Source organism: Acinetobacter guerrae, assembly GCF_009372255.1.
Classification (GTDB): Bacteria; Pseudomonadota; Gammaproteobacteria; order Pseudomonadales; family Moraxellaceae; genus Acinetobacter; species Acinetobacter guerrae.
In genome coordinates, this window is record NZ_LXGN01000034.1 from 110451 (window position 1) to 132077 (window position 21627).

Genomic DNA, 21627 nt, shown 5'->3' on the forward strand with positions numbered 1-21627 from the left:
TTTAAATACTCCTAACTGAATGTCAGGGCTTTGATTTAAGTTGCTCGAGGCAATCTGGTTTGGCATTCACGATGCTCATGGAATTGAGTGTTTTACAGCGTGGGCATTTAATCTCCAAAGAAATAAACTTCCCTTTGGCTAACAAACGGCCACATGATCGACACTTAATCGTTTCCATTTTAAATTTCCTGTGCAAAAGCATTGATTTTTGGTAGCCTCTGCTGATCGTGTGCACGATAGCTGGGCTTGCTTTTGACAGGTATGGTCTGTCAGGAGAACGGCGCATTGTTAGCGCAATGTGTCGTTCCCGGTCTAAAATGAGAAAACTCGGCTCCAAACGGATACCGAGTTTTTTTTAGAGCAATAAAAAACCCACCGAAGTGAGTTAAATATCAGTTAGTTTTTATTGGCTTGAATGACTCATATCAACCCATCGAAAATTTCGCCACTTAAACATTTATAAAAAATTCTTTGCCTAAAACCGCTGATCATCATTTCTTTGGCGAAATCATTGTCTTTGATATTTTCGCGATAAGCCTCAATTAAAATAATATTCATAAATTTTTCAAATTCTGATTTGGAATTTTTAGAATTAAACTCGTGAAAATCCAAGAAATTTCTAATTGACTCTTTTTCATCATTCAGCGTTACACCCGCCTGTCTACGCTCCATAATTTTCTCTGCTTGAACGCTCAGACGTTCACAAGATGATTGAAGGCCGGGAGTATTCGAATCCGCAAAACAGCAATTTGAAACAATTAAACAAATTAAAAGTAAATATCTCTTCATGTTTTATCTAATGGTTTTAGTTAAAACATATTACCAAAACTAATCAAGTATTTAAAACAAAAAAGGCCCACAAATGCGGACCTTAATTTATGATCTTTATCTATAATTCGACCACTATAACCTAAAAATAGCATTTGCTTTGCGCAGGGTCAATATTTAAAAATTAATCTGTTAATTATGTTGTTCTGATAGATATTTAAAGTTGTAATAATACAAAATTTTATATTCTTCTTATTACATGAAAAATCTAAACGTCGTTGCAGCAGTTATCTACTATCAAGATAAAATTTTATGTGCTCAAAAATCTGCACACAAGTATCCCTACTTATCGAATAAATATGAATTTCCAGGTGGTAAAGTTGAGTCTGAAGAGTCATATGAAGAAGCACTCATTCGAGAAATTAGAGAAGAGCTTAACTTGAATATCGAAGTAAAAGAGTATCTATTGACCATAAAACATTCCTATCCGGACTTTAACATTCAACTTGTGACATTTTCTTGTATGGTAAATTCAATTGAAGAGTTGGCTTTAAATGAGCACCAGGATGTACAATGGTACACTATCGATGATTTAGAACAACTCGATTGGGCTTCTGCTGATATCCCCATTGTGAATTACTTACTTAACAATAAGATTTAACATGTTGAAAAATTTTAACGATCTAATTCCCGGCACTGTTTTAGATAACGGTCAGCTCTGTGAATACTTCGGGTGCTCTCCACAAGGTGGAATGCGCCGGTCTCTCAAAACCAATACTTTAGTGATCATCTCAAATCATGTTGAATCAATTTATGAAGATAAATGGATTGGCGATGAACTTCATTACACAGGTATGGGACAAGTTGGGGACCAAGAGCTTAAAAGCCAGAATAAAACGCTTGCAGAGAGTCACATTAACGGCGTTTCAGTCCACCTATTCGAAGTATTCGTAGACAAACAGTACATTTACCAGGGACCAGTGAATCTGATCAACGCACCTTATCGAAAGGTGCAACCGGATGCGAATAAACAAAACCGGATGGTCTGGATATTCCCTGTCAAGTTATTAGATTCTCGTACTTCACTAAATATTGAAACAGTTAATATTGCCAGCCAAAAAAAGCAGCGCAAGTATAAAAAGAAATCCACTGAGCAACTTTTACTCGAAGCTCAAGCGACAGCTCAAATCGATGTGGGTTATCGCCATACTCAGACTAAGTATTACATTCGTTCTGATGCTATTGCACAACTTGCTAAACGTATGGCTAATGGTGTTTGTCAGCTATGTGAGCAACCGGCTCCTTTTAAGGATCAAAATGGTGAGCCATACCTTGAGACACATCATATTGAATGGTTAGCACATGGCGGATCAGATACTATTGAAAATACTGTAGCGCTTTGCCCTAACTGCCATAAGAAGATGCATATTATTGATACTGAGGATGACAAACTAAAGTTAAGAGAGAAAATGGGCATTTTGTCAGCCACTTTAATTAACAATTAAATTTCCTGAAAATATTAATTTATGAAAAACATTGACCTGAATACAATTTTAACCCTTAGTGTAACATATTTTGTTTCTGCTTTTTTAGGTTACCATTATATAGCTGGTAGAGCTTACATTGAAGGTATTACACTTAATACAGGTATTACTTATTCTTTTTTAAATTTTGATTTTAGTGATTACTTTTTTTACGGATTTTTGCATAGTTTTCACCTCATGTTATTTGTTCCAATCATAATAGGCTTGATATGGTTCATTATAGTTTTCACAAGACAGATAAAAAATAGTAAAAGAGATGATGATGTAACTAAAGCAAATAAATTATGGAAATTAGAAACACACTTAATTCTAATTTTTACACTAGTGGGAAGTTTCATTATCTTATTATTTATACCTTTAAAGCACTGGATAAGTCTTCAGGAAGATGGATATAAAATAAAGGTTAGAAGTATTTCAAATAGCATCGACTATGTTCTTAAAGACAAAGAAAAATACTTTACTTTGATATGTGGCAAAGATCGTTGTCTATATGCCAAAAAGGATCTAAGTGGTTATTACAATACAAAAAAAGATGAATATGAGACTCTCCTATTAAAGTCTTATACAATTATAAATTATAGTAATAATTCAAAAAAACACTATGCTTACTTATTATCAAAAACAAAATATAATAAAAACAATGAATATATATTTCAAATAGATAAAAAAACCTTAAATAACTTAAAAGATATTTCTATTCTGCTAAAAGCCAAAACAGATACCAGTAAAAACTATGCTACAACTTTAAGTAAAGACTCAATATTACTAAATACTTTATATCAAGAAAACTCTAGTGTTCTTTTTGTTAGTTTTTCAATCCCTATAACAGATGAAATCGAGTATCTATATATAAATTATGACAACACAACTGATTAATTAATAAATATTTCAAGCACTTAAAAAATGAGAAAAATACTCTATTCTAAAAGATGAAATTTTAAGGGATTAAAAAAAGCACCGTTGATGAACTGCACCCCGAAAGTTGGACACATTCAGTCTAACTTGGAGGGTGCTTTTTTTTATGCTGCAAGAAATTGATCCAACGTAATAATACTTACACTATCATACATATCTTTGGGCATACTAGTTCGAATTGCATCACGCCATCTGTCTATACACCTAGCGACATCAGCTCTTTTTGACTCTTCTATTGGAGCAATCACAATAACATAATGGCCTATTGTTTCAAATATTTTAGGAATATTTACTATATGCTTTGGCATAATCATTGAGTTCAAGTAAACGGAATCTTTAAGTTTTTGAACTAATTCCTGATGAATCTTTTTATTATAGAATTGTTTTCTAATCTCTCTATCAATTTCTTTAGGTAATTGAATTTCATCCAACTGCTTTAGTTTTTCTTTTATTTGCTCATCTTGCGCTATTAAATCGCTAAATTCTAAATATAAAAAACCTTTACTTGGATGTAAGTCAAAATAATCTACAGACTTTAGTTCTCTCTCACTACAATAAACCTTTATTCCACTATTCCCATCAACTTTGTAAGATTCCCTATTAATTACAATATGAGTATAGTTTGGCATTTCATGGTCAATAGCTTCTAAAAATGTACTAATACAACGCATGTAATTATTACCACCCTTGACTTAAAACTAAATCATAGAATGGCTTCCCTAAATCATCTTTAATCTTTAAAAGTGATTGTCTAGGATCAAGATTATCTTCAATTGAAATACCATTATTAGAAAGTCTATTAATAGCAAAATGATCAATTATTTCATTATAGCTTAATTGATCCATGATATTTTCAATATATTTGATCATATCAATACTGTGTGTTGCTACTACAACACTGATACCATTCTTACTAAGTTCATACAATGCTTCAATCATTACTTGTTGCCAAGCAGGATGTAAATTAACTTCTGGCTCATCGATAAAAACATAACTTCCTTTAGAGATTACATTCTTTTTGACAAGCAAACCTATAACACCTAAATTAGTAATTCCTGTGGCAGTCAAATTTAGATTAATATTTTTTGAACAACCATTGTCTTTAAAATAAATTTCACCACTGTCTGATAAATCAAGCTCGCCAGAAAGAGTACTATTAATCTTACCTAGAATAGAATTGACAAAATCATCATTATTAGCATCAGACTTTATATCTAAGCTTAACAACTCCATTAAATCATAAAAATATTTAGGAACACCAAGTAATTCTGAATTTTGTTTATTGAATGCAAAAAGAGGGGTACTTCTTGAACGTCTTTGTATTTCCATTAAAGGCTTTCTTAATTTCCAATAAATTGGTGATTCTACAAAAACAACATTTCGTAAGGATTGAAACTCAGAAATTGCATCTGTATTTAGGTTAAAATCGATCATTTCTTTTTCAATTTTAATTTCACCTAGCTTTTCAATATTGAAAGCAGCATTTTCAGAGCTTGAACCATTAGTCTTTAAATCACTTAACGACATAACTTGAAAATTTTCTTTTAAATTATTTTTAAACTCATCACCAAGCTTCCTAGATAATACTTTAATAGGATTTTTCACAATATCTTTTAAGCTCTTAATTTGCCTTAAAGATAATTGAACTCGTTCAGAAAAATCAGTATATTTCTTTTTATTCTCTAATTCTAAATTAAGACCCTGAACAAAATCTTCAATTAAATCAATTTTATCAGCAATAATTAAATTATTAGTATGTTGTTCAATAAAAGTACAGCCAGCAAAAATTGAGTTTATTGTTTCATCTAACTCAACTAGCAACGAATCTAAATCATAAAAAAGCTCTTCAATTTTTGAACTAGGCTCTTTAGTTAAAATGTATCCTGAACGTAAAAGACTATCAATTGAGGAAAATAAGCGCCTAGCCTCACCAGTTACATGATCCTTATTAATTGTACTGAAAAAAGTGTAGAGAGCCCTTGATAAAAAACTCTTACCAGATGAATTTGTACCTGAAATAACTGTAAATGGTGCCAAATTAACCTTAGCATCCCTAATCTTTCCAAAGTTTCTTACTTCAACACTAAATTTCATATTTTTTTTAAGTACCTCAATTGACTCAAAATACTAACACAGCAAAATCTTTCTAACATTAACTTTAAGTTACTTAGATAATTTTTATCACTAAATTATTGGGCTTTCTACGATTAAATAGCTAAAAATCTTACTTTAGTTCAATAAACCCATACTTACAATGCAAAACAGCCAAGCCACATTTCACATCCTGTCTAGCATCGTTCTGGGTACGCTCATCATTTGCCATCTCTGACCAAGATTGCCCACGGAAGTAACGATCAACTAGCGCATCCATCCAGTCATCCATAATTTCACTCTGGCCAGTCAAGTCGAGGATCAGTCGCTGTACAGCACGAGCTTCGTTGTCATCAATCATGCATTTGGTTTTAGACTTATGCTTCCGGTATGGTTCGTTCTCACTCACGAAATAACTGGCGATGATTTCACGTTGTTTTTTCTTACTTAGGCGCTTTAAACGCCGTTGTTTCTCTGCCTGAATCATGGCCGATGCAAGTGGATTACTGTATGCACCATTTGGTACCCCAGTAAAGCTTTTCTGATCCAGCCATGCTCCAAACTGGTAGAGCCAACTTTCCAAATCAAATCGGGTCCAATCTACGCTTTGCAAAATATGTTGATTTACTACCGCTGTATTCATTTTATATTCCTTAAAACTTTGCAAATCTTTTAAAAACCAACATCGCTGCATCACGTGCATGTTCATTGGTACGCCCCACCCAGCCTGTTACTTTTTGGAAAGCATCTGCCTTGTACTTGGTACAGTTATCCTTCGGATGGATCATTTTGTAATTGATCTTGTTTTCTTTGCACCAATCCTCCCAAATTTGCGCATCTCGTTTGACTGAACCCACGCCCTGAGCTTTTTCACGTCCACCTGTAAACCATGTACGCTTGCGCGCATCTTCAATATATAAACATACCTCTGCTTGTCCGTATAATTCGCACAGCTCTTTCACTCTTGCCATTGCCTGAGTAATAGTTAAAGAAATGACTTGAATCAGGTCACCACCCTTACCCTCATCTACTGCAACGGCGAAACCCGTATTCACACCAGTATCGATGCCAACTAATATTTTCATATCTATCTATCTCGCTCCTTAGCCCAACTATGCCAAACCCGTTTCCCATCAACCTCACCAAAACCACATAACAAACACGCAATGTCATAACCATGTGGACAATGACTATTCTTGATAATTGATTGAATATTTCTTTGCTGACGAAGGCGCTGATTTACCCGTTGTTTCATTTTCCACTTCACGCTGCCTCACTCCTTTCCAAGCTTTCCAACTGGTGACTGGCAACATTGGAGAATCGGCTATATTCGAGTTCAGAACATAGGAATGTCCTACCAATTGCGCCGTCGCGACATTTCGCTGCATTAACTTCAAGCAGGCCCAAAAATTTCGATTTATCTTGGTTGTAATATTCATCTCGGTATAAAAACAAAATTACATCTGCATCCTGCTCCAATGCACCTGAACCGCGAAGATCGGACATTACTGGACGTTTGTTTGGGCGCTTCTCTACATCTCGGCTTAACTGGGATAAAGCAAAGACTGGACAATCAAATTCCATGGCTATCGCTTTAAGTCCGTTGGATACATGAGTTAATCGCTCATTCTCAGATGTGCTAATTGGCAAATAAGGTGTTTTGATTAATTGCAGGTAATCTACAAAGATTGCACCAATGCTGCCGTGTACCTTGATTGTCTGGCGAGCATGTCGGCGTATATCATGTAAAGTCACATCGCCGTCGTGTAGCTCAATAGGTGATTTTTCTAATATCTGGGTTGCTTGGGTAATGCCAGTCCAGTCCTCACCTTCAAGTTCAGCCGATTGCAATTTACTTAATTTCACATCACCAATTGCTGAGATAAAACGGCGGGCTATTTTGGCTTTCTTCATCTCACAAGATTCAAATAGCACTGGTTTGGTCAAATTGGTTGAGATATGCGCTGCTATATTTTGGGCAAATGCTGTTTTCCCCATCGATGGGCGCGCAGCAATTAAAACCAGATCACCTGGCATTACCTCATTAAGTTTTGAGTCCAGACCAATAAAGCCCGTATTGACTCCACGGACGCGGTATGTACCCTTTAATTTTTCATCCTGAACACGTGCCACTTCCTCAAATACGCTCAAAGCAGCATATGCGATATGCTCAACGCTATCTGATTCATGACCAGTTCCAATATCGTTTAGCAAACCCGTTGCCTTCGCAATAGCATCGTCCGCAGATCCATTGCTTAAATCATTGGCAAGAGCTTTTGTTTTGTCTGCTGCATCACGTAAATCACGGCGGGCTTTTAAATCTTGCAGATGCTTTAAGTAATCAGGAAAATGGCTTAATTTTGAAACGGGTGAATTTGCCAAAAAGTCCATGAGGTATTTTTCATTCACACCACGCGCTGACTCACCTAGTGATTGAATACCACCCAACAGCGTAACGCCGTCAACCGCAATGCCCTCATCATGAAGTTTACGCATCCCGTTATAAATAACTTGGTGGGTGTGGATCGTGAATAAGTCTGGTGTAATTTGTCCGATGTACTCGTTACATGCATTGGTGTAAGTCATCAGTGTTGCAAGAACAGCAATTTCGTACTGGTGATTCTTCAGGCGATCGTCCAATAATTTTTCAACTGACATGACTAGCCGCGTTGAGATGAATGCCCTACTCGATTGGCTAAATAAAAACTTAGAAGGAAAAGATCAATTCTACCATTGGTATTTTGAACTGGCATTTTGGTGTGGCTGTCGTCCTTCAGAAATGATTGCATTACGTTGGTCAGATATAGACTGGTTTAACGGGACCATGCGAATAAGCAAAAGCCGTGTCCGTGGTGTAGAGAAAGGCGTGACTAAAACACATACGGTACGCGAAGTATATTTGAATGACCGCTCAACCCGTGCCTTAAAAGAAATTCAGAAACTAAAAATGAGCAATGATTATGTGATGATTTGCCCTGAGACCAATAAGCCATTCTATGGCGAGGAAACTGCACGTAATCGCTTGGTTGATGCAATGCAAGCCTGTGGTATTCGTCATCGTCCCGCTTACAATGCCAGACATACCTATGCCACGATGCTCTTGATGGATGGCGTCAATCCTGTCTTTGTTGCGGACCAACTTGGTCATAGTTTACAAATGCTGATGAAACGCTATGCCAAATGGATGCACGGCGATAAGAACAAAATTGAGATGGCGAAACTAAATACCAATTAGCCGAAATGTGGCAAAAATGTGGCAATAAAAAAGGCGCTTTCAATAAGCGCCTAATTTTACAACTAAATTCTGGCAGAGGATCAAGGACTCGAACCTTGACGAACGGTTTTGGAGACCGTCATGCTACCATTACACCAATCCTCTACATCGTATAACAAGAAGAATGCTACTTCTTGTTATACTTAAGCAAGAAAATTTCATGCTTAATATGGTGGGGGCGAAGAGACTCGAACTCTTACACCTTGCGGCGCTGGAACCTAAATCCAGTGCGTCTACCAATTTCGCCACGCCCCCGATGGCTGTGTATATTATAGAGAAGGCTTCATTGTGACAAGTATTTTTTATAAAAAAACCAATTGGTTGATTAAATAAAAAACAAATCAAAAGCTTATGTTTATTATATCGGCGGTTTTGTTAAATTAAGTATCGTTAAAGCCTGATTTACATCATTAAAACGGTTATTTTGCTGCTTGCTTAATAAGCCATTCAACAAAGATTCAAAACATTCCAAGTCGGTAGGAAGCTTTATTTTTAATTGCCGACAATGCAGAACCGCCCACTGCATATAACTATTTGCACTTAGGCGCGTTTGTGTCAGCCATTCATAAAAGATAATTCCTAAGGCATATAAATCACTTTGAATCGTTTTTTGGCTGCCATGAAATAGCTCTGGCGCCATATAATGGGGGGTTGCTGTCATCGTGATTGAATCGTTGATATGGCTTTGCCGACTCTGCTCAAAATCGATGAGACAAACGCGCTGTTGATACTGAACAAAATGTTCTGCTTTTAAATCGCCATGTATCCAGCCTGATCTATGCAGTTTGCCAAGTCCGACTAATGCCCTGTGCAGATGATGCTTAATTTCAAGTAAGCTCAGAGAAGACACCTGTTCTTTAAAATAAGAATCTGCATGTGGCAACATAATTCCCCATGTTACGATTTTTTCCTGTAAAAATTCATCTAGCTGAATAAATTGGACAGGTAATATAAAATCAGCAGAATCTTTCATCTGTTGATAAAAATTTAGTTCATGCTTAAAACCAGATGTGCTCATCGCATTTGAATCTAGTCGTTGTAATTTTAGCCAATAGCAATGCCGCTGATATTCAAACGTATAGAGCCGACGTCCTAACTCCAGACTTTTAGGTTTGGTCTTTAAATTTAAATGTTCAAAATCTTTAAGCATTAATGATTAAACACTTCTTTTTGTTAGATGCTGACTTTCCTGAAATCTTAACATTTCCAGACAATGTTGAATGGTTTTACCAATTCTTGCATGAATTTCAATAGAAGATATTTTCGGCCATGTTGCCCGCTCCCCTTCTTGTTGAAGGCGTTTAAACAATTGAGGCCGTGGATTTTGTAGCATATAACTGTAATTGCGTAGATTAAAGTTACCAATAATATTGACATCACCATAATAGCGCTGCCCAACAACACCATAGCCATGATCGAGTAAACGGCGTACGGGTGGTACACGTCCTAATCGTTCGCGCGTAAAGTCCATCAATCCCATAGCAACGACTTTACCCTGACGGCGTAAAATGCGTTGAGGCCAACTAAGCAAGTCTTTACGGTAGCGAGATTGATCACTTTGCATAAAGGGTACAACGTGCGGATTAACCTGACTGGCAATGGTATAATTCAGATTGTATAAACGTGCCATTTTTTCTTGTGGAAAGTCACTTCGGACACTCCCATCCACCCATTTTGCATTGGCCATATAAGGTGTATACGCTCCATCAAAGCGTTTGCTGGTCAAACGAACTGGAGGAAATAAGACGGGTACAGCACAAGACGCTAAAACCGCACTCCAGACAAGTAAGTTTGGTGCGGTATATCCATTCATGATACGAGGATTCTGCGAAGCATCATAAGGAGCAACTGCAACATTTGTATGCAAGCCAGATTTTTCGTAGGCTTCGGCAAAGGTTAAATCGCCCAAATTTTCAATTAAAAAATTCTTTAAATATTTGACGTCTGCCAAGCCACCATTACCCTTTAAAATGTCACTTAACTTTCTAAAATGAAATGCTTCTGTAAAGAATTGCTCCCCTTTTAATATCTCTGGAATATCAGCCACTTGAGATGTTCCAAGCATTCCAGCCATAATTGCGCCTGCACTGGAACCTGACAGTACTTTTGGCATTAAGTCTTGTTCAATTAATGCTTTACAAACACCTGTATGAAACAAGCCTAGTGTCGCACCACCAGAGAACATTAAAGCTGGCTGTCCGTAGGCTTTTTGACAATTTTCAAAAAAATGAATTTTTTGCTCAATTGATAAAGTTTGGCAGGTACTAATCGCAATAAAGGTAAGACAATGGCTTACTTCTTCAACATAATCTTCAATGATCTGTTTTGTTCCGATATAACTTGCGGTAAACAACATCGGATGGCCAATATTGGCAATATCATGAGTTAAACCTTCCTGTAAAAGATAAAGCGCATCCAATACTCTTTTTTGATTGCGATATTTGCGTAATAGATTGAGGCGATAAGAAATAACTTCGGCATTAAAATAAGGCGAGCTGTTATCATATTTCCACTCTTGCGCCCCTGTTTCTTCATCTAACTTTAAGGCAACAGATTTCCATTCATCATAAGACTCAGCGTTTTTTAATTGATATTTCAGCTTTTTTACACGATATAGCTGATGCGAGTTCATATCCTGTTTAAGTTTTCCAAACATACCAAGCCAAATCCTGATTCTGGATAATTATATGCACTATGTAAGCTGATCATCATAGGGTCAATTGCTAAAATGTTCGACTTGTAAATGCAGCGGTTTATTTTGAAACATCATAAAGGAAACTGTATCATCTTATGGCAATGACTATAATGGAATCAACATGGCAAATTTTGAACTCCCAGATCATCTGATTGAAACCCTTTCTCTGGTGTTAAAGCAGCTTCATCAGACTTTGCCAGAAGTTCATCAAGAGCCAGATTTCACTGCTCCTGCCTTTAAATGGCAAAATAAACAACTCAAACCCATTTTCATTCCCAAGCAGATGTATCTTGACGATTTATTAGGTATTGACACACAAAAACAGAAAATTATTCAAAATACATTACAATTTCTTGAAGGTTATCCTGCCAATGATGTTTTATTAACAGGTTCAAGAGGTACTGGCAAATCGTCTATCGTAAGAGCATTACTCACACAATATGCAGATCGTGGATTGCGACTGATTGAGATAGAACGTGATGATCTTTCAGATTTACCACTTATTCAAAAAATTATTCAAAACCGTGCTGAAAAATTTATCGTTTATTGTGACGATCTAGCTTTTAATGCAGAAGATGAAAATTATCGCAGTCTAAAAAGTGTGCTCGATGGTTCATTACAATCAGGTACGAGTAATTTTATTATTTACGCGACCAGTAACCGCCGTCATCTTTTGCCTGAATTTATGCACGAAAATACACCTGTCACCAAAATAGATGTACCGCAATACACAGAGCTACATCCCCAAGAAGCAATTGAAGAAAAAATTTCATTGTCAGATCGTTTTGGTTTATGGCTTTCTTTCTATCCAATGAATCAGGTCTTATACCTTGAAATTGTTGAACATTATATTAAAAAATCAGGTCTGAAATTTGATGAAGAAGTACGTGCAGAAAGCTTGAGATGGTGTCAATTACGCGGTCAACGCTCAGGTCGTGCTGCTTATCAGTTTTCTAAACATTGGATTGGCGCGCAACAGTTACAGCAAAAATTGTCTGACAATAAATAAGCTCAATTGTCCTTTATTGACTAAAAACTGACTCTATCAGATCTATAGCCTGTCTTTGAAAGCTTTATACACTGAACAGTATAACTTATAACGAGACAGGCTATTTTTATGAATCTTTTCTCTCTTCCCAAGTTATCTCCCCGTGCTGAAATTTTAGCAAAAACCTTACATCACCTTACCCCATTGGTTGACCAATCCAATATTTTTTCACGTCAAATTTTTCAGCTAGAGACGATCATTCAACCTTATTTTGAGCATCATTTTTATTCATGTTCGCGCTATGCTTTTAATTTTCCAGAATTAATTACACCTTTTCATTATCTTAATATTTCCGCAGTGCTGGGTACAACAGGTTTACTTTGTTTCGATCAGGACGAGCTACAACGTGGTACTGCACGAAATAATGCAACAGTTTTTATGAGTACAGCTTTAAAAAATACTGGATTTTTAAAAGGTTATACCTTAGATAGTGAGGAAGTGATTCATATTAAGGATAAAATTCTATTTGGTCGTGAACTTTTAATCGAAGGTGTATATCCTGAATTTCGCCTTAAAGGAGATTATAGTGGCATTCAATTTAATGTACTGATCAACCTGAGCCGTCAAGCTTCATGGATGATTAAAACCCCTTTATGTGACCATTTTAGCCTCATGATGCATTATGAAGGTATTTTTGAGTTTGAAGGTGAGCATTATCCTGTTTCTGGTATCGGTTCTTTTGAATTTTCCCGATCTGCAACACCACACAGCTTGATTCCTCAAGCTTTAGCAATCACTGAAAAAATTCCTGTCAATTTTATGACCTACCAAGTACTTAATTTAGATGCGCAAAGGCAAGTCATCTTTTATAAAGTTGATATTGCAGGTAAGCCAATGAGTTATAGAGCATACATACGGCATAAAGGCGGATTTAGTGAAGTTTATAACAACGTTCAATTCAATATTCTTGATTATCAGGACACGCCTATACTTTCCCCTTTCGGGCAATACACACTTTTACCTAAAAACTTTGAATGGCAAATATTCAACAATGAAGGTGAGCAATATCTTCATGTACAAGCAGAAGTGGATACTGAATTTAAATATGGGTTAGGCTTAGGATATAGCGCAGCATTTCAGTTTGAGGCGTATAGCGTTGAAGGTCGACAATCGGGACGAGGCTATATTGAATATATTGATGTGGTCGAACAAACTGAGATTTGCCCATATCCAGAAGATGTTACGGCATCCATACAATATCAGCAAAGCATCACGATGATATGATGACCAAAGGCTTTCAGCTAAAAAGCATGAAAGCCCAGTTTAATTTATCATTTGAGAAAACCTGAAACCATATTGAGAACATTCTGAATGTCCTGATTGGCTTCCTGATGATTGGTTTGATCGCCTTGAGGGGTCAATGAATTGATAATCTGTGGCAATACAGATGAAATTGCGCCATAAATATCCTGTTTTGGCACTTGTGTCTGTTCAGCTATTTGCTCAACTTCCTGATCATCAAATAATTGCTGAACATTATCTGTAGATACATTTGGGTTGTTGCTTTGTTCTGGATCGACCCAACTTTGTACTTGGGAACCTAGACCTACATTTCTAAGCTTGTCTATCGCTCCTTGTAACCCTCCTTGTTTTTGAATCCACGCCAAAATCAATGGAACCACTACAATTAATAAGGCCTGTGTCGAACCGCCAGTACGATTACTGGTAGTTTGAGTATTTGTACCTACGCCAAATTGATTCAGTACCGAACCTAAAATGCCGCCCAGTCCACTATTCGTAGTTCCAGTTTGGTTATTCGTTTCAGTCTGGTTATTCGTTTGACTCTGAGTTTGCTGATTGCCACCCAACTGTCCAAGTACAGAGCCTAAAATACCACCCAAACCGCCTTGAGAAGATTGTTGACCGCCTAAAGCCTGTTTTGCCAGAATTTCAACAATATTGGTTAAATCCGTCATGTTATGTTTATCCTAAAGAAAATCATTCCATCTTCAGCATAGATCAGATGAGGGCTTCTTTCCAAAAAACAAATTGTTTATTTTTGCAAGGTGAAGCATCTTTTAGAATTACCAGCGAAACTTATCCCAGTTGTCAGGGTTTGCCCAAAATTTTGAATTAAACCAGTCAGGTACATGCTTATAAGTTAAAATATTAAATTGCCATAAGGCAAAATCTGCCTGATGCGAAGTCTTATCAATCAATTGGGTGAAACCTAAAGCACGAAGTAATTTTTCATCCTGATGTTTACTCACCACTACAATTCTTTTTGCCATCAAATCACGAAGTTTCACCAAAAGCTGCGATTTTTCTGTTTCAGAAATTTCACACATAAGTGGCGTATCAAAAACCACAAAGCCCAGATCATAACGCTGATTAAAAGGCAGATTTAAGAACTCATTTACGTTAAAATAGTGCCACTGGATTGCGCTATTTTGGTCAATATTTTGACCTATACAGAGTGCAGTATGTATGGGCTGTTCACTTGATAAATCGTCTAGCATAGAAGTGATGACATTTAATTCAGCCATAACTGCAACCTTATTTTGATGTGAGTTTAAATTGATGGAACTACAAGGCATTTGCCATAAAATGCACGCAGCGCTTAAAGACTGTAGTGTAACTGATCAGCACGCAAGCAAGGCAAATGTTGAATATAAATTTATATTAGATCGTTCAGAAATCGACCTACCATTTGTTCCTGGTCAGGAAGTTGAGATTGAATGGACGGGAAATATTTACTGTACCTCTTGCGGCGCTAAAACGCCAAAATCCTATTCACAAGGACATTGCTTTAAGTGTTTTAAAACCAAAGCGGAATGCGACCTGTGTATTATGAAGCCAGAAACCTGTCATTATCATCTTGGGACTTGCCGTGAAGATGATTTTGCACATAATGTCTGCTTCCAGCCACATATTGTTTATCTGGCAAACTCTAGCGCCCTTAAAGTCGGAATTACCCGTCTCACACATATGCCTACACGCTGGTTAGACCAAGGTGCGACGCAGGCATTACCCATTTTAAAGGTCGGCTCACGGCGCTTATCAGGTCAACTAGAAATTTTATTTGGTACACAAGTCGCAGATAGGACAGACTGGCGTAAACTTTTAAAAGGTGAAGCTGAGCCCTTAAACCTACTGGAACAACGCGATCAGATTATTGAAGAATTTGCTCCAAAAATTCAAAACATTCGCGCAGAGTTTGAGCAAAATCTTGAGTTTGATGAATCTGTTGAGTTTCTAGAAAATGAACAACCACGTCAATTTGTTTACCCAGTTGAACAATACCCTGAAAAAATCAAATCATTAAATTTAGATAAAACACCTAAAATTCGTGGTGTCCTGCACGGAATCAAAGGGCAATATTTAATTTTTGATATTGGCGTCATTAATGTACGAAAATACACAGGTTATGAGTTAATTCTGCGAGCTTAAAACCTGTCCTTTTCAAGAAAATGGAGCAATCACTGCTCCATTTTTTGACTAAGCTTGTGGTTCAAGCAACGTTAAAATCGCTTGAACAGGATCTTCAGTATCGCCAGAAATGAGTCTTTTATGCATCGAAATATGTTGCATCACCTGAACCTGAGATTTTTCTATATTCATAAGTGATTCAATTTCCTGTGCTAGACGTTCAGGTGTTGCTTGTTTCTGGATTAATTCTTCAATGACTTTTTTACCTGCAATGATATTCGGTAAAGAATAATATGGAATTTTGACCAAAAACTTGGCAATAAAATAAGTCAACGTATTGAGCTTATAAAAAGTGACCATTGGTCGATGTAACAGCATCGCCTCTAAGGTTGCCGTACCCGATGCCAAAGCCACAATATCACTGGCATTCATCACCATTCGACCAATTTTTGATTCAGTATCTCTATTTTCAAGAATATGTATTTTTGGAATCAAAGCTGGATCGCAATGCCGAACTTCTGTTTCAATTTGAGTCTTGCGTGCATCATTAATTGCAGGGATCAAGTATTCAACATCTGGGTATTTTGTAGATAAAATCTGGGCTGAGCCTAACACTAAAGGCAGCAGCCGTTCCACTTCGCCCCGACGGCTACCCGGTAGCAAGGCAATATACGTTTTCTCAGAATCAAGTCCCAAGTTTCGCTTTGCATCCTGAATTGGATTATTTAAAGGAAGTTGCTTTGCTAACGGATGTCCGACAAAGGCCGCGGGTACACCATGCTGTTCATAAAAATTCTTTTCAAACGGAAATAGACATAACACCAAATCAATGGTTTTCTTAATGCCATGTACTCGTCCTTGTCGCCATGCCCATACCGATGGACTTACATACTGTACAGTTTTGATGGGTAAGTTTTTTTCTTTCAGTGTTCTAGATAATCTTAAATTAAAATCTGGGGCATCTATTCCAATAAATACATCTACAGGTTGAGCTGTCCAGACTTCAACCAAGCCATCTCGTACTGCGAACAATTTTTTGAGATCTTTTAAAACCTCAACAATTCCCATCACCGACAATATTTCCATCGGATAGTAGCTTTTAAAACCTTCCGCAATCATTTGCGGGCCACCAATACCTTCAAATTCAGCATCAATACCCTGCTCACGAAAACTTTGCATCAGTTTTACGCCTAGCGTATCGCCCGAAACTTCTCCAACCACAATGCCAATTTTTAATTTCCGTGTAGACAATTGCAAACGTCCTGCATCAAATTTCTTACTTAAGTCATATTAGCATATCGTCTATATAATCAAAAAAATGCATAAAATTTCTGAATACAGTTACAAAAGGACATCTAAATTTACATTTAGAAATCTCGGCATCATCATAATTAACGATAAGAATTAGATTGTAGTCAGTTTAGCTAAACAATAAAATAAATGAGAATTATTCACATTACTTTATCTCATGACCTCATCCAACCCATTTCTATTTAAGTTATCTCTAATCACATTGGCAATTTTTCAGGTGCATCTTGCTCATGCAGATGAAACTACGTTACCTGTGATTGAACTTCAGGCGGATGCTTCTGGTAATCAAAGTTCAGAACAGACTAAATCTTATATCGTCAAAAAAAGTAGTAGTGCGACCAAGCTAAATATTGACGCGCAGGAAACACCGCAAACAATCAATGTTGTCACCCGCCAACAGATGGATGATTTCAATTTAAACTCAACGCGTAAAGTTCTTGAAAATACGCCTGGTGTCACAGTTTCAAATCAAGAAACTGAACGTACTACTTATATGTCTCGTGGCTTTGAAATATCTAATATTTTGAATGATGGCGTAGGTTTCCCACTGTCCAACTACAACTATAATAATACCAACCCAGATACTTATTTTTACGATCGAGTAGAAGTGATTAAAGGTGCTGATGCTCTTACGAATGCTTTCGGTGATCCAAGTGCAACCATAGATAATATCCGTAAAAGACCAACCAAAGATTTACTTATAAATGGTGGTATCAGCTATGGATCATGGGATACTCAACGTTATGAAGCAGATGTATCTGGATCTTTAACTAAAGATGGTCGTGTACGTGGTCGAATCATGGGTTTTGAGCAGACTGGTGACTCTTATTTAGATCGGTATTCGTCTGAAAAAAATGGTTTTGCAGGAATTTTAGATGCTGATTTAACCGACAGTACAACCTTAACCGTTGGTTATAGCGAGCAACAAAATAACCCCAATGCCAACAATTGGGGAGGTCTTCCATTATTAGACAATAATGGTAAACAAATTTCGTATAGTCGATCTTACAATCCAAACCCTGACTGGGCACATTGGGATCATAAAACCCAAGAAGCTTTCGCAGAATTAAAACAAAAGTTAGGTGAAAAATGGACTGCAAAACTTACGTATAATTATACCAATACTGAACATGACAGTAGATTACTTTATTATTATGGTAATCCAACGGCACAAGGTAGTGATGTTTCTTTAACGGCTTGGGGTGGTAAAGAAAAAAATGAACAGAATTTATTTAATTTTGATCTACAGGGCACGTATGCGCTTTTTGGCAAAGAACATGAAGCGGCTTTAGGTTATAGCCATGTTGAAAATAAACAACATGATCGCGAAACTAGTGGTTATATAAATGATAGTAATGTGCTTGATAAATATGATGAAGATGGTAACTTTCTCGGTCAATTCACAACAAATTGGGCAAGTTGGACGCCTCAGTCTGTCACATGGTCAGATTTTTCAGAAGCCGCTAAATATAAACAAAAAATTGATTCATTCTATGCTGCAACACGTCTACATCTCACAGACGATTTAAAGCTATTATTAGGCGGTAATTATGTACAAGCTGAAAGTAGTGGTAATAGCTATGGCTCAGATATGTATTATGATGAAGACAAATTCTCACCATACGCAGGGATTACTTATAACTTCAGTCCTCAATATACAGGCTACGCAAGTTATACTTCAATTTTTAGACCTCAAACTGGCGCAGGTGTAGACAACAAAGCATTGCAACCTATTGATGGTAAAAGCTACGAAGTCGGTATGAAGAGTTCGTGGTTAGATAATAAGTTAATAGGAACACTTGCCGTCTTTAAAACCGAACAAAATAATTACCCTTTAAAAAATTCTGATGGTAATCCTTTAAATCATAAAGTCCTTACCACTGATTTAGACTCTCAAGGTGTCGAAGTTAGTTTAGCAGGACAAATTACAGATAACGTGAATTTATCTTTTGGTTATGCACAGTTCAGCATTAAAGATAAAAAGAATGGTGGGCAAGCACGAACCTATAACCCAACTCAAACTTTAAACTTACTTACAACTTATACTGTTCCAGTTTTACCAAAATTAAAAATTGGAGCAGGTTTACGTTGGCAAGATTCAATCAAACTTTATGATGTAAGTTTAGGTGATTCAAATCTGATCAAACAAAATGCCTATGCTTTGGTTGATGTGATGGCAAGTTATGATGTTAATGAACATATTAGCTTACAGGCAAATGGAAATAATATTACAGATAAAAAATATTTGAATAGCTTCCCAGATGGACAAGCTTTTTATGGTGAATCTGCCAATTATACCGTTGCTGTAAAATTTAAGTACTAATCCATTAAGCCAAGTCTTGGCCCAAGGCTTGGCTTTAGCATTTAAAAAGAAGCAAACCAATATGAGTAAAGCACATTCTCTTTCTATCACTTACCGATTTGCAGTGTTCTATCGCTTTGTTATTGCTTTTATTGTCGGTTTTATTTGCACTGCATTTTTAAGCATCGCTTTAAGTTATATTTTTAATATGACTCTTCCAAAAGCTGAATCTGTTTATTTAGCTGCTTTTTGCGCTATTTTATTTTATGCGTTATTTGTCATTATGGCATTTTGTATTCAATCCCTGCTAAAACTTACAATTTATAGTGTTGTAATTTCAGGCATTTGTATTTTTTTGACGATAGGACTAGGTTAAATCATGCATAAGAGTATTCGTCAGTCGATGGCATGGTTACATTCTTGGACAGGTTTACTGTTAGGGTGGTTGCTATTTGCTATTTTCATTATGGGTACAGCTTCTTATTATCGACATGAAGTTAATTTATGGATGCAGCCTAAACTCGCCCAATACGATGTAAATCAAGAAACTGCAATTAAAACAGCCTATCAATATTTAGAAGAACATGCGACTGGAGCAAAAACTTGGTATATCGGTGTTGCATCAAAGCAATCACCTGTGACTAATATTTACTGGCAAAAAGCCGAAGGTGGGTATGAAAGTAAAACGCTGGATGCTAACACAGGTAAGGAATTAAATCTTTCCGCCACGCAAGGCGGTGATTTCTTTTATGCATTTCATTATCAACTTTTTGGTTTTCCCGTCATGATTGGCCGTGTAATCGTTTGTTTAGCGGCATTCATTATGTTTATTGCTCTAATTTCAGGGATTATTACCCATAAAAAAATCATTACAGATTTCTTTACGTTACGCACTTTCAAATCTCAACGTTCATGGTTGGATTTTCATAATGTTTCATCAGTGATTGCTCTACCCTTTTTCTTGATGATCACTTTTACAGGGCTGGCTATTTTCTTTTACATTTATTTACCATGGGGTATTCAAAAACTTTATCCAGAAGATCGCCTTCAGTTTTTTAATGAAATCCGCACCCAAGTTATAGATGACAAAACGCCTGTAAAAGATATGCAAAATTTACCGCTTGAAGTTTTATTGGCAAAAGCACAGGCTCAATGGGGAAATAAGGAAATTGAATCAATTACAGCCAACAAACCCAATACCAACCACGCTCAAATCACAATTAGTCAAGCAGAAGATCATACCATTACAGGCAATAAACCACAGATTACCTTTGACGCCACTACAGGAAAGCAGCTTGCTGCAACTCGTAATGACAGCGCTATTGCTGCATTGAGTTTTGGTGTTTATGGTCTACATATGGCAACATTTGCCCAGCCTATCTTACGTCTTGCTTTCTTTTTTTCTGGCGTATTGGGCTGTTTTATGATTGCATCGGGTCTTTTATTGTGGAGTCTGAAACGTCAAATACAAAATAAAAGCAATACCTTTCATTTTGGACATTATCTGGTTGATCGTTTGAACGTTGCGACTTTTGTGGGTTTACCCATCGCAATGTTGGCTTATATGTACAGTAATCGTTTTGTCGAACTCAGACCTGACATGCCAAATTATGAAATTTATACGTTCTTCACCGTGTGGTTAAGTAGCTTTATACTGGCTTTACTGACTAAAAAACAATGGTTGTGGCGTTCGCAGCTCAGTGTATTTGTGCTTGTAGCAATTGCACTACCCTTCTTCAATGTTGTCTATTTAACTCAAAATCATTTAATTTCAGACTTTAGAAGTTACTGGCTCTTTTTTAGAGTTGATATTTTCTTCATTTTATTTGCAGGTCTTGGCTATTTTATTCTCAAGAATATTCATCCGATTCAGACTAAATCAAGAGAAAAACTTGAAAAAAAGTTACGCGTTGCTAATACAGAGGTAAATGCCTCATGAGTATTATTTTTGGCATCATTTTGATTGTAATAGGAATGTATATATTATATGTGCTAAGCAGCAAGCAATTGGAAAAAACGAAGAAAACTAAACTTCAAATTCTTGTGCGTCATGCAAAAGTAATGCGTATTGTTGCATTCATTTTATTTTTGATCGCAGGAAGTTTTTTTATTGTAGCTTATGGCTCTTCAATCGGGTTTGTCAGTTGGTGGTTGTTTGCAACCCCTTTTGTTTTTGGTCTTATTTTATATATCAATGACTTAAAACCTAAAGCCGAAACAAAAAATAAACGCCCTAGATCACAAAAAATATAATTTTCAATTTATCTCACATAATTCATATAACGCTAGAGATCTCTTTAGCGTTTTTTT

General features: G+C 36.5%; 23 protein-coding genes, 2 tRNA genes and 1 pseudogene. 11 read left to right on the forward strand and 15 right to left on the reverse strand.

Features of this window, described 5'->3' with window-relative positions; all coding sequences use genetic code 11:
• Nucleotides 1-22 precede the first annotated feature (22 nt).
• Nucleotides 23-286, reverse strand: coding sequence for a Com family DNA-binding transcriptional regulator (locus A7A69_RS17045; RefSeq protein WP_421721587.1), 264 nt, complete (start codon nucleotides 284-286; stop codon nucleotides 23-25).
• Between the two features lie 134 nt (nucleotides 287-420).
• Nucleotides 421-672: a hypothetical protein gene (locus A7A69_RS10130; RefSeq protein WP_241675244.1), complete on the reverse strand. Its 252-nt coding sequence runs from the start codon at nucleotides 670-672 to the stop codon at nucleotides 421-423.
• A 355-nt stretch (nucleotides 673-1027) separates the two neighbouring features.
• On the opposite strand from A7A69_RS10130, the gene A7A69_RS10135 reads away from it, so the two are divergent.
• The 3 genes from A7A69_RS10135 to A7A69_RS10145 are packed head-to-tail and all read left to right on the forward strand — an operon-like array spanning nucleotide 1028 to nucleotide 3188.
• A complete protein-coding gene (locus A7A69_RS10135) occupies nucleotides 1028-1429 on the forward strand; it encodes a (deoxy)nucleoside triphosphate pyrophosphohydrolase (RefSeq protein WP_152877356.1) in 402 nt (133 codons plus the stop codon).
• 1 nt (nucleotide 1430) lies between these two features.
• Entirely contained in the window at nucleotides 1431-2273 is an 843-nt protein-coding gene (locus tag A7A69_RS10140) for an HNH endonuclease (protein ID WP_152877358.1), read from the forward strand.
• Between the two features lie 21 nt (nucleotides 2274-2294).
• Nucleotides 2295-3188, forward strand: coding sequence for a hypothetical protein (locus tag A7A69_RS10145; RefSeq protein WP_152877360.1), 894 nt, complete (start codon nucleotides 2295-2297; stop codon nucleotides 3186-3188).
• A 143-nt stretch (nucleotides 3189-3331) separates the two neighbouring features.
• On the opposite strand, the gene A7A69_RS10150 is transcribed toward A7A69_RS10145, so the two are convergent.
• The 6 genes from A7A69_RS10150 to A7A69_RS10175 form a co-directional block, all read right to left on the reverse strand.
• Nucleotides 3332-3898 carry a hypothetical protein gene (locus A7A69_RS10150; RefSeq protein ID WP_152877362.1) on the reverse strand — a complete coding sequence of 189 codons (567 nt, stop codon included), beginning with the start codon at nucleotides 3896-3898 and terminating at the stop codon, nucleotides 3332-3334.
• Between the two features lie 7 nt (nucleotides 3899-3905).
• On the reverse strand, nucleotides 3906-5321 hold the full coding sequence (locus A7A69_RS10155; RefSeq protein ID WP_152877364.1) for an AAA family ATPase: 1416 nt from the start codon (nucleotides 5319-5321) through the stop codon (nucleotides 3906-3908).
• 130 nt (nucleotides 5322-5451) lie between these two features.
• Nucleotides 5452-5961, reverse strand: coding sequence for a hypothetical protein (locus A7A69_RS10160; RefSeq protein ID WP_152877366.1), 510 nt, complete (start codon nucleotides 5959-5961; stop codon nucleotides 5452-5454).
• 10 nt (nucleotides 5962-5971) lie between these two features.
• Complete coding sequence (locus A7A69_RS10165) at nucleotides 5972-6403, reverse strand: hypothetical protein (protein ID WP_152877368.1); 432 nt, start codon at nucleotides 6401-6403, stop codon at nucleotides 5972-5974.
• A gap of 2 nt (nucleotides 6404-6405) precedes the next feature.
• Nucleotides 6406-6585 carry a hypothetical protein gene (locus A7A69_RS10170; protein ID WP_152877370.1) on the reverse strand — a complete coding sequence of 60 codons (180 nt, stop codon included), beginning with the start codon at nucleotides 6583-6585 and terminating at the stop codon, nucleotides 6406-6408.
• Entirely contained in the window at nucleotides 6582-7976 is a 1395-nt protein-coding gene (locus A7A69_RS10175) for a replicative DNA helicase (RefSeq protein WP_152877372.1), read from the reverse strand. The genes A7A69_RS10170 and A7A69_RS10175 overlap by 4 nt, the downstream gene beginning before the upstream one ends.
• On the opposite strand from A7A69_RS10175, the pseudogene A7A69_RS10180 reads away from it, so the two are divergent.
• A pseudogene (locus A7A69_RS10180) lies at nucleotides 7972-8553 on the forward strand (site-specific integrase); the annotation flags it as partial. The gene A7A69_RS10175 and the pseudogene A7A69_RS10180 sit on opposite strands and share 5 nt — an antisense overlap.
• Nucleotides 8554-8623: 70 nt before the next feature.
• Here the strand turns inward: A7A69_RS10180 and A7A69_RS10185 are convergent.
• From A7A69_RS10185 to A7A69_RS10200, 4 genes are all read right to left on the reverse strand, one after another.
• Nucleotides 8624-8697, reverse strand: a tRNA-Trp gene (locus tag A7A69_RS10185).
• A 65-nt stretch (nucleotides 8698-8762) separates the two neighbouring features.
• Nucleotides 8763-8847 (reverse strand) — tRNA-Leu (locus A7A69_RS10190).
• A gap of 103 nt (nucleotides 8848-8950) precedes the next feature.
• Entirely contained in the window at nucleotides 8951-9742 is a 792-nt protein-coding gene (locus A7A69_RS10195; protein ID WP_152877374.1) for a protein kinase domain-containing protein, read from the reverse strand.
• 6 nt (nucleotides 9743-9748) lie between these two features.
• Nucleotides 9749-11248, reverse strand: a complete 1500-nt coding sequence (locus A7A69_RS10200; RefSeq protein WP_152877376.1) for a DUF3336 domain-containing protein — start codon at nucleotides 11246-11248, stop codon at nucleotides 9749-9751.
• Nucleotides 11249-11408: 160 nt separating this feature from the next.
• On the opposite strand from A7A69_RS10200, the gene A7A69_RS10205 reads away from it, so the two are divergent.
• Nucleotides 11409-12296: an ATP-binding protein gene (locus A7A69_RS10205; protein WP_152877378.1), complete on the forward strand. Its 888-nt coding sequence runs from the start codon at nucleotides 11409-11411 to the stop codon at nucleotides 12294-12296.
• Nucleotides 12297-12404: 108 nt separating this feature from the next.
• Nucleotides 12405-13559 carry a DUF6670 family protein gene (locus A7A69_RS10210; protein WP_152877380.1) on the forward strand — a complete coding sequence of 385 codons (1155 nt, stop codon included), beginning with the start codon at nucleotides 12405-12407 and terminating at the stop codon, nucleotides 13557-13559.
• Nucleotides 13560-13606: 47 nt separating this feature from the next.
• Here the strand turns inward: A7A69_RS10210 and A7A69_RS10215 are convergent, their stop codons facing one another.
• Together A7A69_RS10215 and A7A69_RS10220 are read right to left on the reverse strand one after the other, a co-directional pair.
• A complete protein-coding gene (locus A7A69_RS10215; RefSeq protein WP_120369006.1) occupies nucleotides 13607-14251 on the reverse strand; it encodes a YidB family protein in 645 nt (214 codons plus the stop codon).
• A 108-nt stretch (nucleotides 14252-14359) separates the two neighbouring features.
• The gene (locus A7A69_RS10220) at nucleotides 14360-14821 is read right to left on the reverse strand and encodes a DUF6231 family protein (protein WP_120369073.1); all 462 of its coding nucleotides are present in this window, start codon (nucleotides 14819-14821) and stop codon (nucleotides 14360-14362) included.
• A gap of 34 nt (nucleotides 14822-14855) precedes the next feature.
• On the opposite strand from A7A69_RS10220, the gene A7A69_RS10225 reads away from it, so the two are divergent.
• On the forward strand, nucleotides 14856-15725 hold the full coding sequence (locus A7A69_RS10225) for a DUF2797 domain-containing protein (RefSeq protein WP_152877382.1): 870 nt from the start codon (nucleotides 14856-14858) through the stop codon (nucleotides 15723-15725).
• Nucleotides 15726-15773: 48 nt separating this feature from the next.
• On the opposite strand, the gene lpxB is transcribed toward A7A69_RS10225, so the two are convergent.
• Entirely contained in the window at nucleotides 15774-16955 is a 1182-nt protein-coding gene (gene lpxB / locus A7A69_RS10230; RefSeq protein WP_152877384.1) for a lipid-A-disaccharide synthase, read from the reverse strand.
• A gap of 217 nt (nucleotides 16956-17172) precedes the next feature.
• Between lpxB and A7A69_RS10235 the strand changes: the two genes are divergently transcribed.
• The 4 genes from A7A69_RS10235 (at nucleotide 17173) to A7A69_RS10250 (ending at nucleotide 21570) form a co-directional block, all read left to right on the forward strand.
• Nucleotides 17173-19338 (forward strand): TonB-dependent siderophore receptor, encoded by a 2166-nt coding sequence (locus A7A69_RS10235; protein WP_152877385.1) that lies wholly within the window; start codon nucleotides 17173-17175, stop codon nucleotides 19336-19338.
• A 61-nt stretch (nucleotides 19339-19399) separates the two neighbouring features.
• Complete coding sequence (locus A7A69_RS10240; RefSeq protein WP_120369003.1) at nucleotides 19400-19693, forward strand: hypothetical protein; 294 nt, start codon at nucleotides 19400-19402, stop codon at nucleotides 19691-19693.
• Between the two features lie 3 nt (nucleotides 19694-19696).
• Nucleotides 19697-21256 (forward strand): PepSY-associated TM helix domain-containing protein, encoded by a 1560-nt coding sequence (locus A7A69_RS10245; RefSeq protein ID WP_152877387.1) that lies wholly within the window; start codon nucleotides 19697-19699, stop codon nucleotides 21254-21256.
• Complete coding sequence (locus tag A7A69_RS10250) at nucleotides 21253-21570, forward strand: DUF1634 domain-containing protein (protein ID WP_152877389.1); 318 nt, start codon at nucleotides 21253-21255, stop codon at nucleotides 21568-21570. The genes A7A69_RS10245 and A7A69_RS10250 overlap by 4 nt, the downstream gene beginning before the upstream one ends.
• Nucleotides 21571-21627 lie beyond the last annotated feature (57 nt).

Bases quoted from the DNA above. Each gene is read 5' to 3' on its own strand.
- A7A69_RS17045 (WP_421721587.1), bottom strand. From the start codon at position 286: ATGCGCCGTTCTCCTGACAGACCATACCTGTCAAAAGCAAGCCCAGCT.
- A7A69_RS10130 (WP_241675244.1), bottom strand. From the start codon at position 672: ATGGAGCGTAGACAGGCGGGTGTAACGCTGAATGATGAAAAAGAGTCA.
- A7A69_RS10135 (WP_152877356.1), top strand. From the start codon at position 1,028: ATGAAAAATCTAAACGTCGTTGCAGCAGTTATCTACTATCAAGATAAA.
- A7A69_RS10140 (WP_152877358.1), top strand. From the start codon at position 1,431: ATGTTGAAAAATTTTAACGATCTAATTCCCGGCACTGTTTTAGATAAC.
- A7A69_RS10145 (WP_152877360.1), top strand. From the start codon at position 2,295: ATGAAAAACATTGACCTGAATACAATTTTAACCCTTAGTGTAACATAT.
- A7A69_RS10150 (WP_152877362.1), bottom strand. From the start codon at position 3,898: ATGCGTTGTATTAGTACATTTTTAGAAGCTATTGACCATGAAATGCCA.
- A7A69_RS10155 (WP_152877364.1), bottom strand. From the start codon at position 5,321: ATGAAATTTAGTGTTGAAGTAAGAAACTTTGGAAAGATTAGGGATGCT.
- A7A69_RS10160 (WP_152877366.1), bottom strand. From the start codon at position 5,961: ATGAATACAGCGGTAGTAAATCAACATATTTTGCAAAGCGTAGATTGG.
- A7A69_RS10165 (WP_152877368.1), bottom strand. From the start codon at position 6,403: ATGAAAATATTAGTTGGCATCGATACTGGTGTGAATACGGGTTTCGCC.
- A7A69_RS10175 (WP_152877372.1), bottom strand. From the start codon at position 7,976: ATGTCAGTTGAAAAATTATTGGACGATCGCCTGAAGAATCACCAGTAC.
- A7A69_RS10195 (WP_152877374.1), bottom strand. From the start codon at position 9,742: ATGCTTAAAGATTTTGAACATTTAAATTTAAAGACCAAACCTAAAAGT.
- A7A69_RS10200 (WP_152877376.1), bottom strand. From the start codon at position 11,248: ATGTTTGGAAAACTTAAACAGGATATGAACTCGCATCAGCTATATCGT.
- A7A69_RS10205 (WP_152877378.1), top strand. From the start codon at position 11,409: ATGGCAAATTTTGAACTCCCAGATCATCTGATTGAAACCCTTTCTCTG.
- A7A69_RS10210 (WP_152877380.1), top strand. From the start codon at position 12,405: ATGAATCTTTTCTCTCTTCCCAAGTTATCTCCCCGTGCTGAAATTTTA.
- A7A69_RS10215 (WP_120369006.1), bottom strand. From the start codon at position 14,251: ATGACGGATTTAACCAATATTGTTGAAATTCTGGCAAAACAGGCTTTA.
- A7A69_RS10220 (WP_120369073.1), bottom strand. From the start codon at position 14,821: ATGGCTGAATTAAATGTCATCACTTCTATGCTAGACGATTTATCAAGT.
- A7A69_RS10225 (WP_152877382.1), top strand. From the start codon at position 14,856: ATGGAACTACAAGGCATTTGCCATAAAATGCACGCAGCGCTTAAAGAC.
- A7A69_RS10235 (WP_152877385.1), top strand. From the start codon at position 17,173: ATGACCTCATCCAACCCATTTCTATTTAAGTTATCTCTAATCACATTG.
- A7A69_RS10240 (WP_120369003.1), top strand. From the start codon at position 19,400: ATGAGTAAAGCACATTCTCTTTCTATCACTTACCGATTTGCAGTGTTC.
- A7A69_RS10245 (WP_152877387.1), top strand. From the start codon at position 19,697: ATGCATAAGAGTATTCGTCAGTCGATGGCATGGTTACATTCTTGGACA.
- A7A69_RS10250 (WP_152877389.1), top strand. From the start codon at position 21,253: ATGAGTATTATTTTTGGCATCATTTTGATTGTAATAGGAATGTATATA.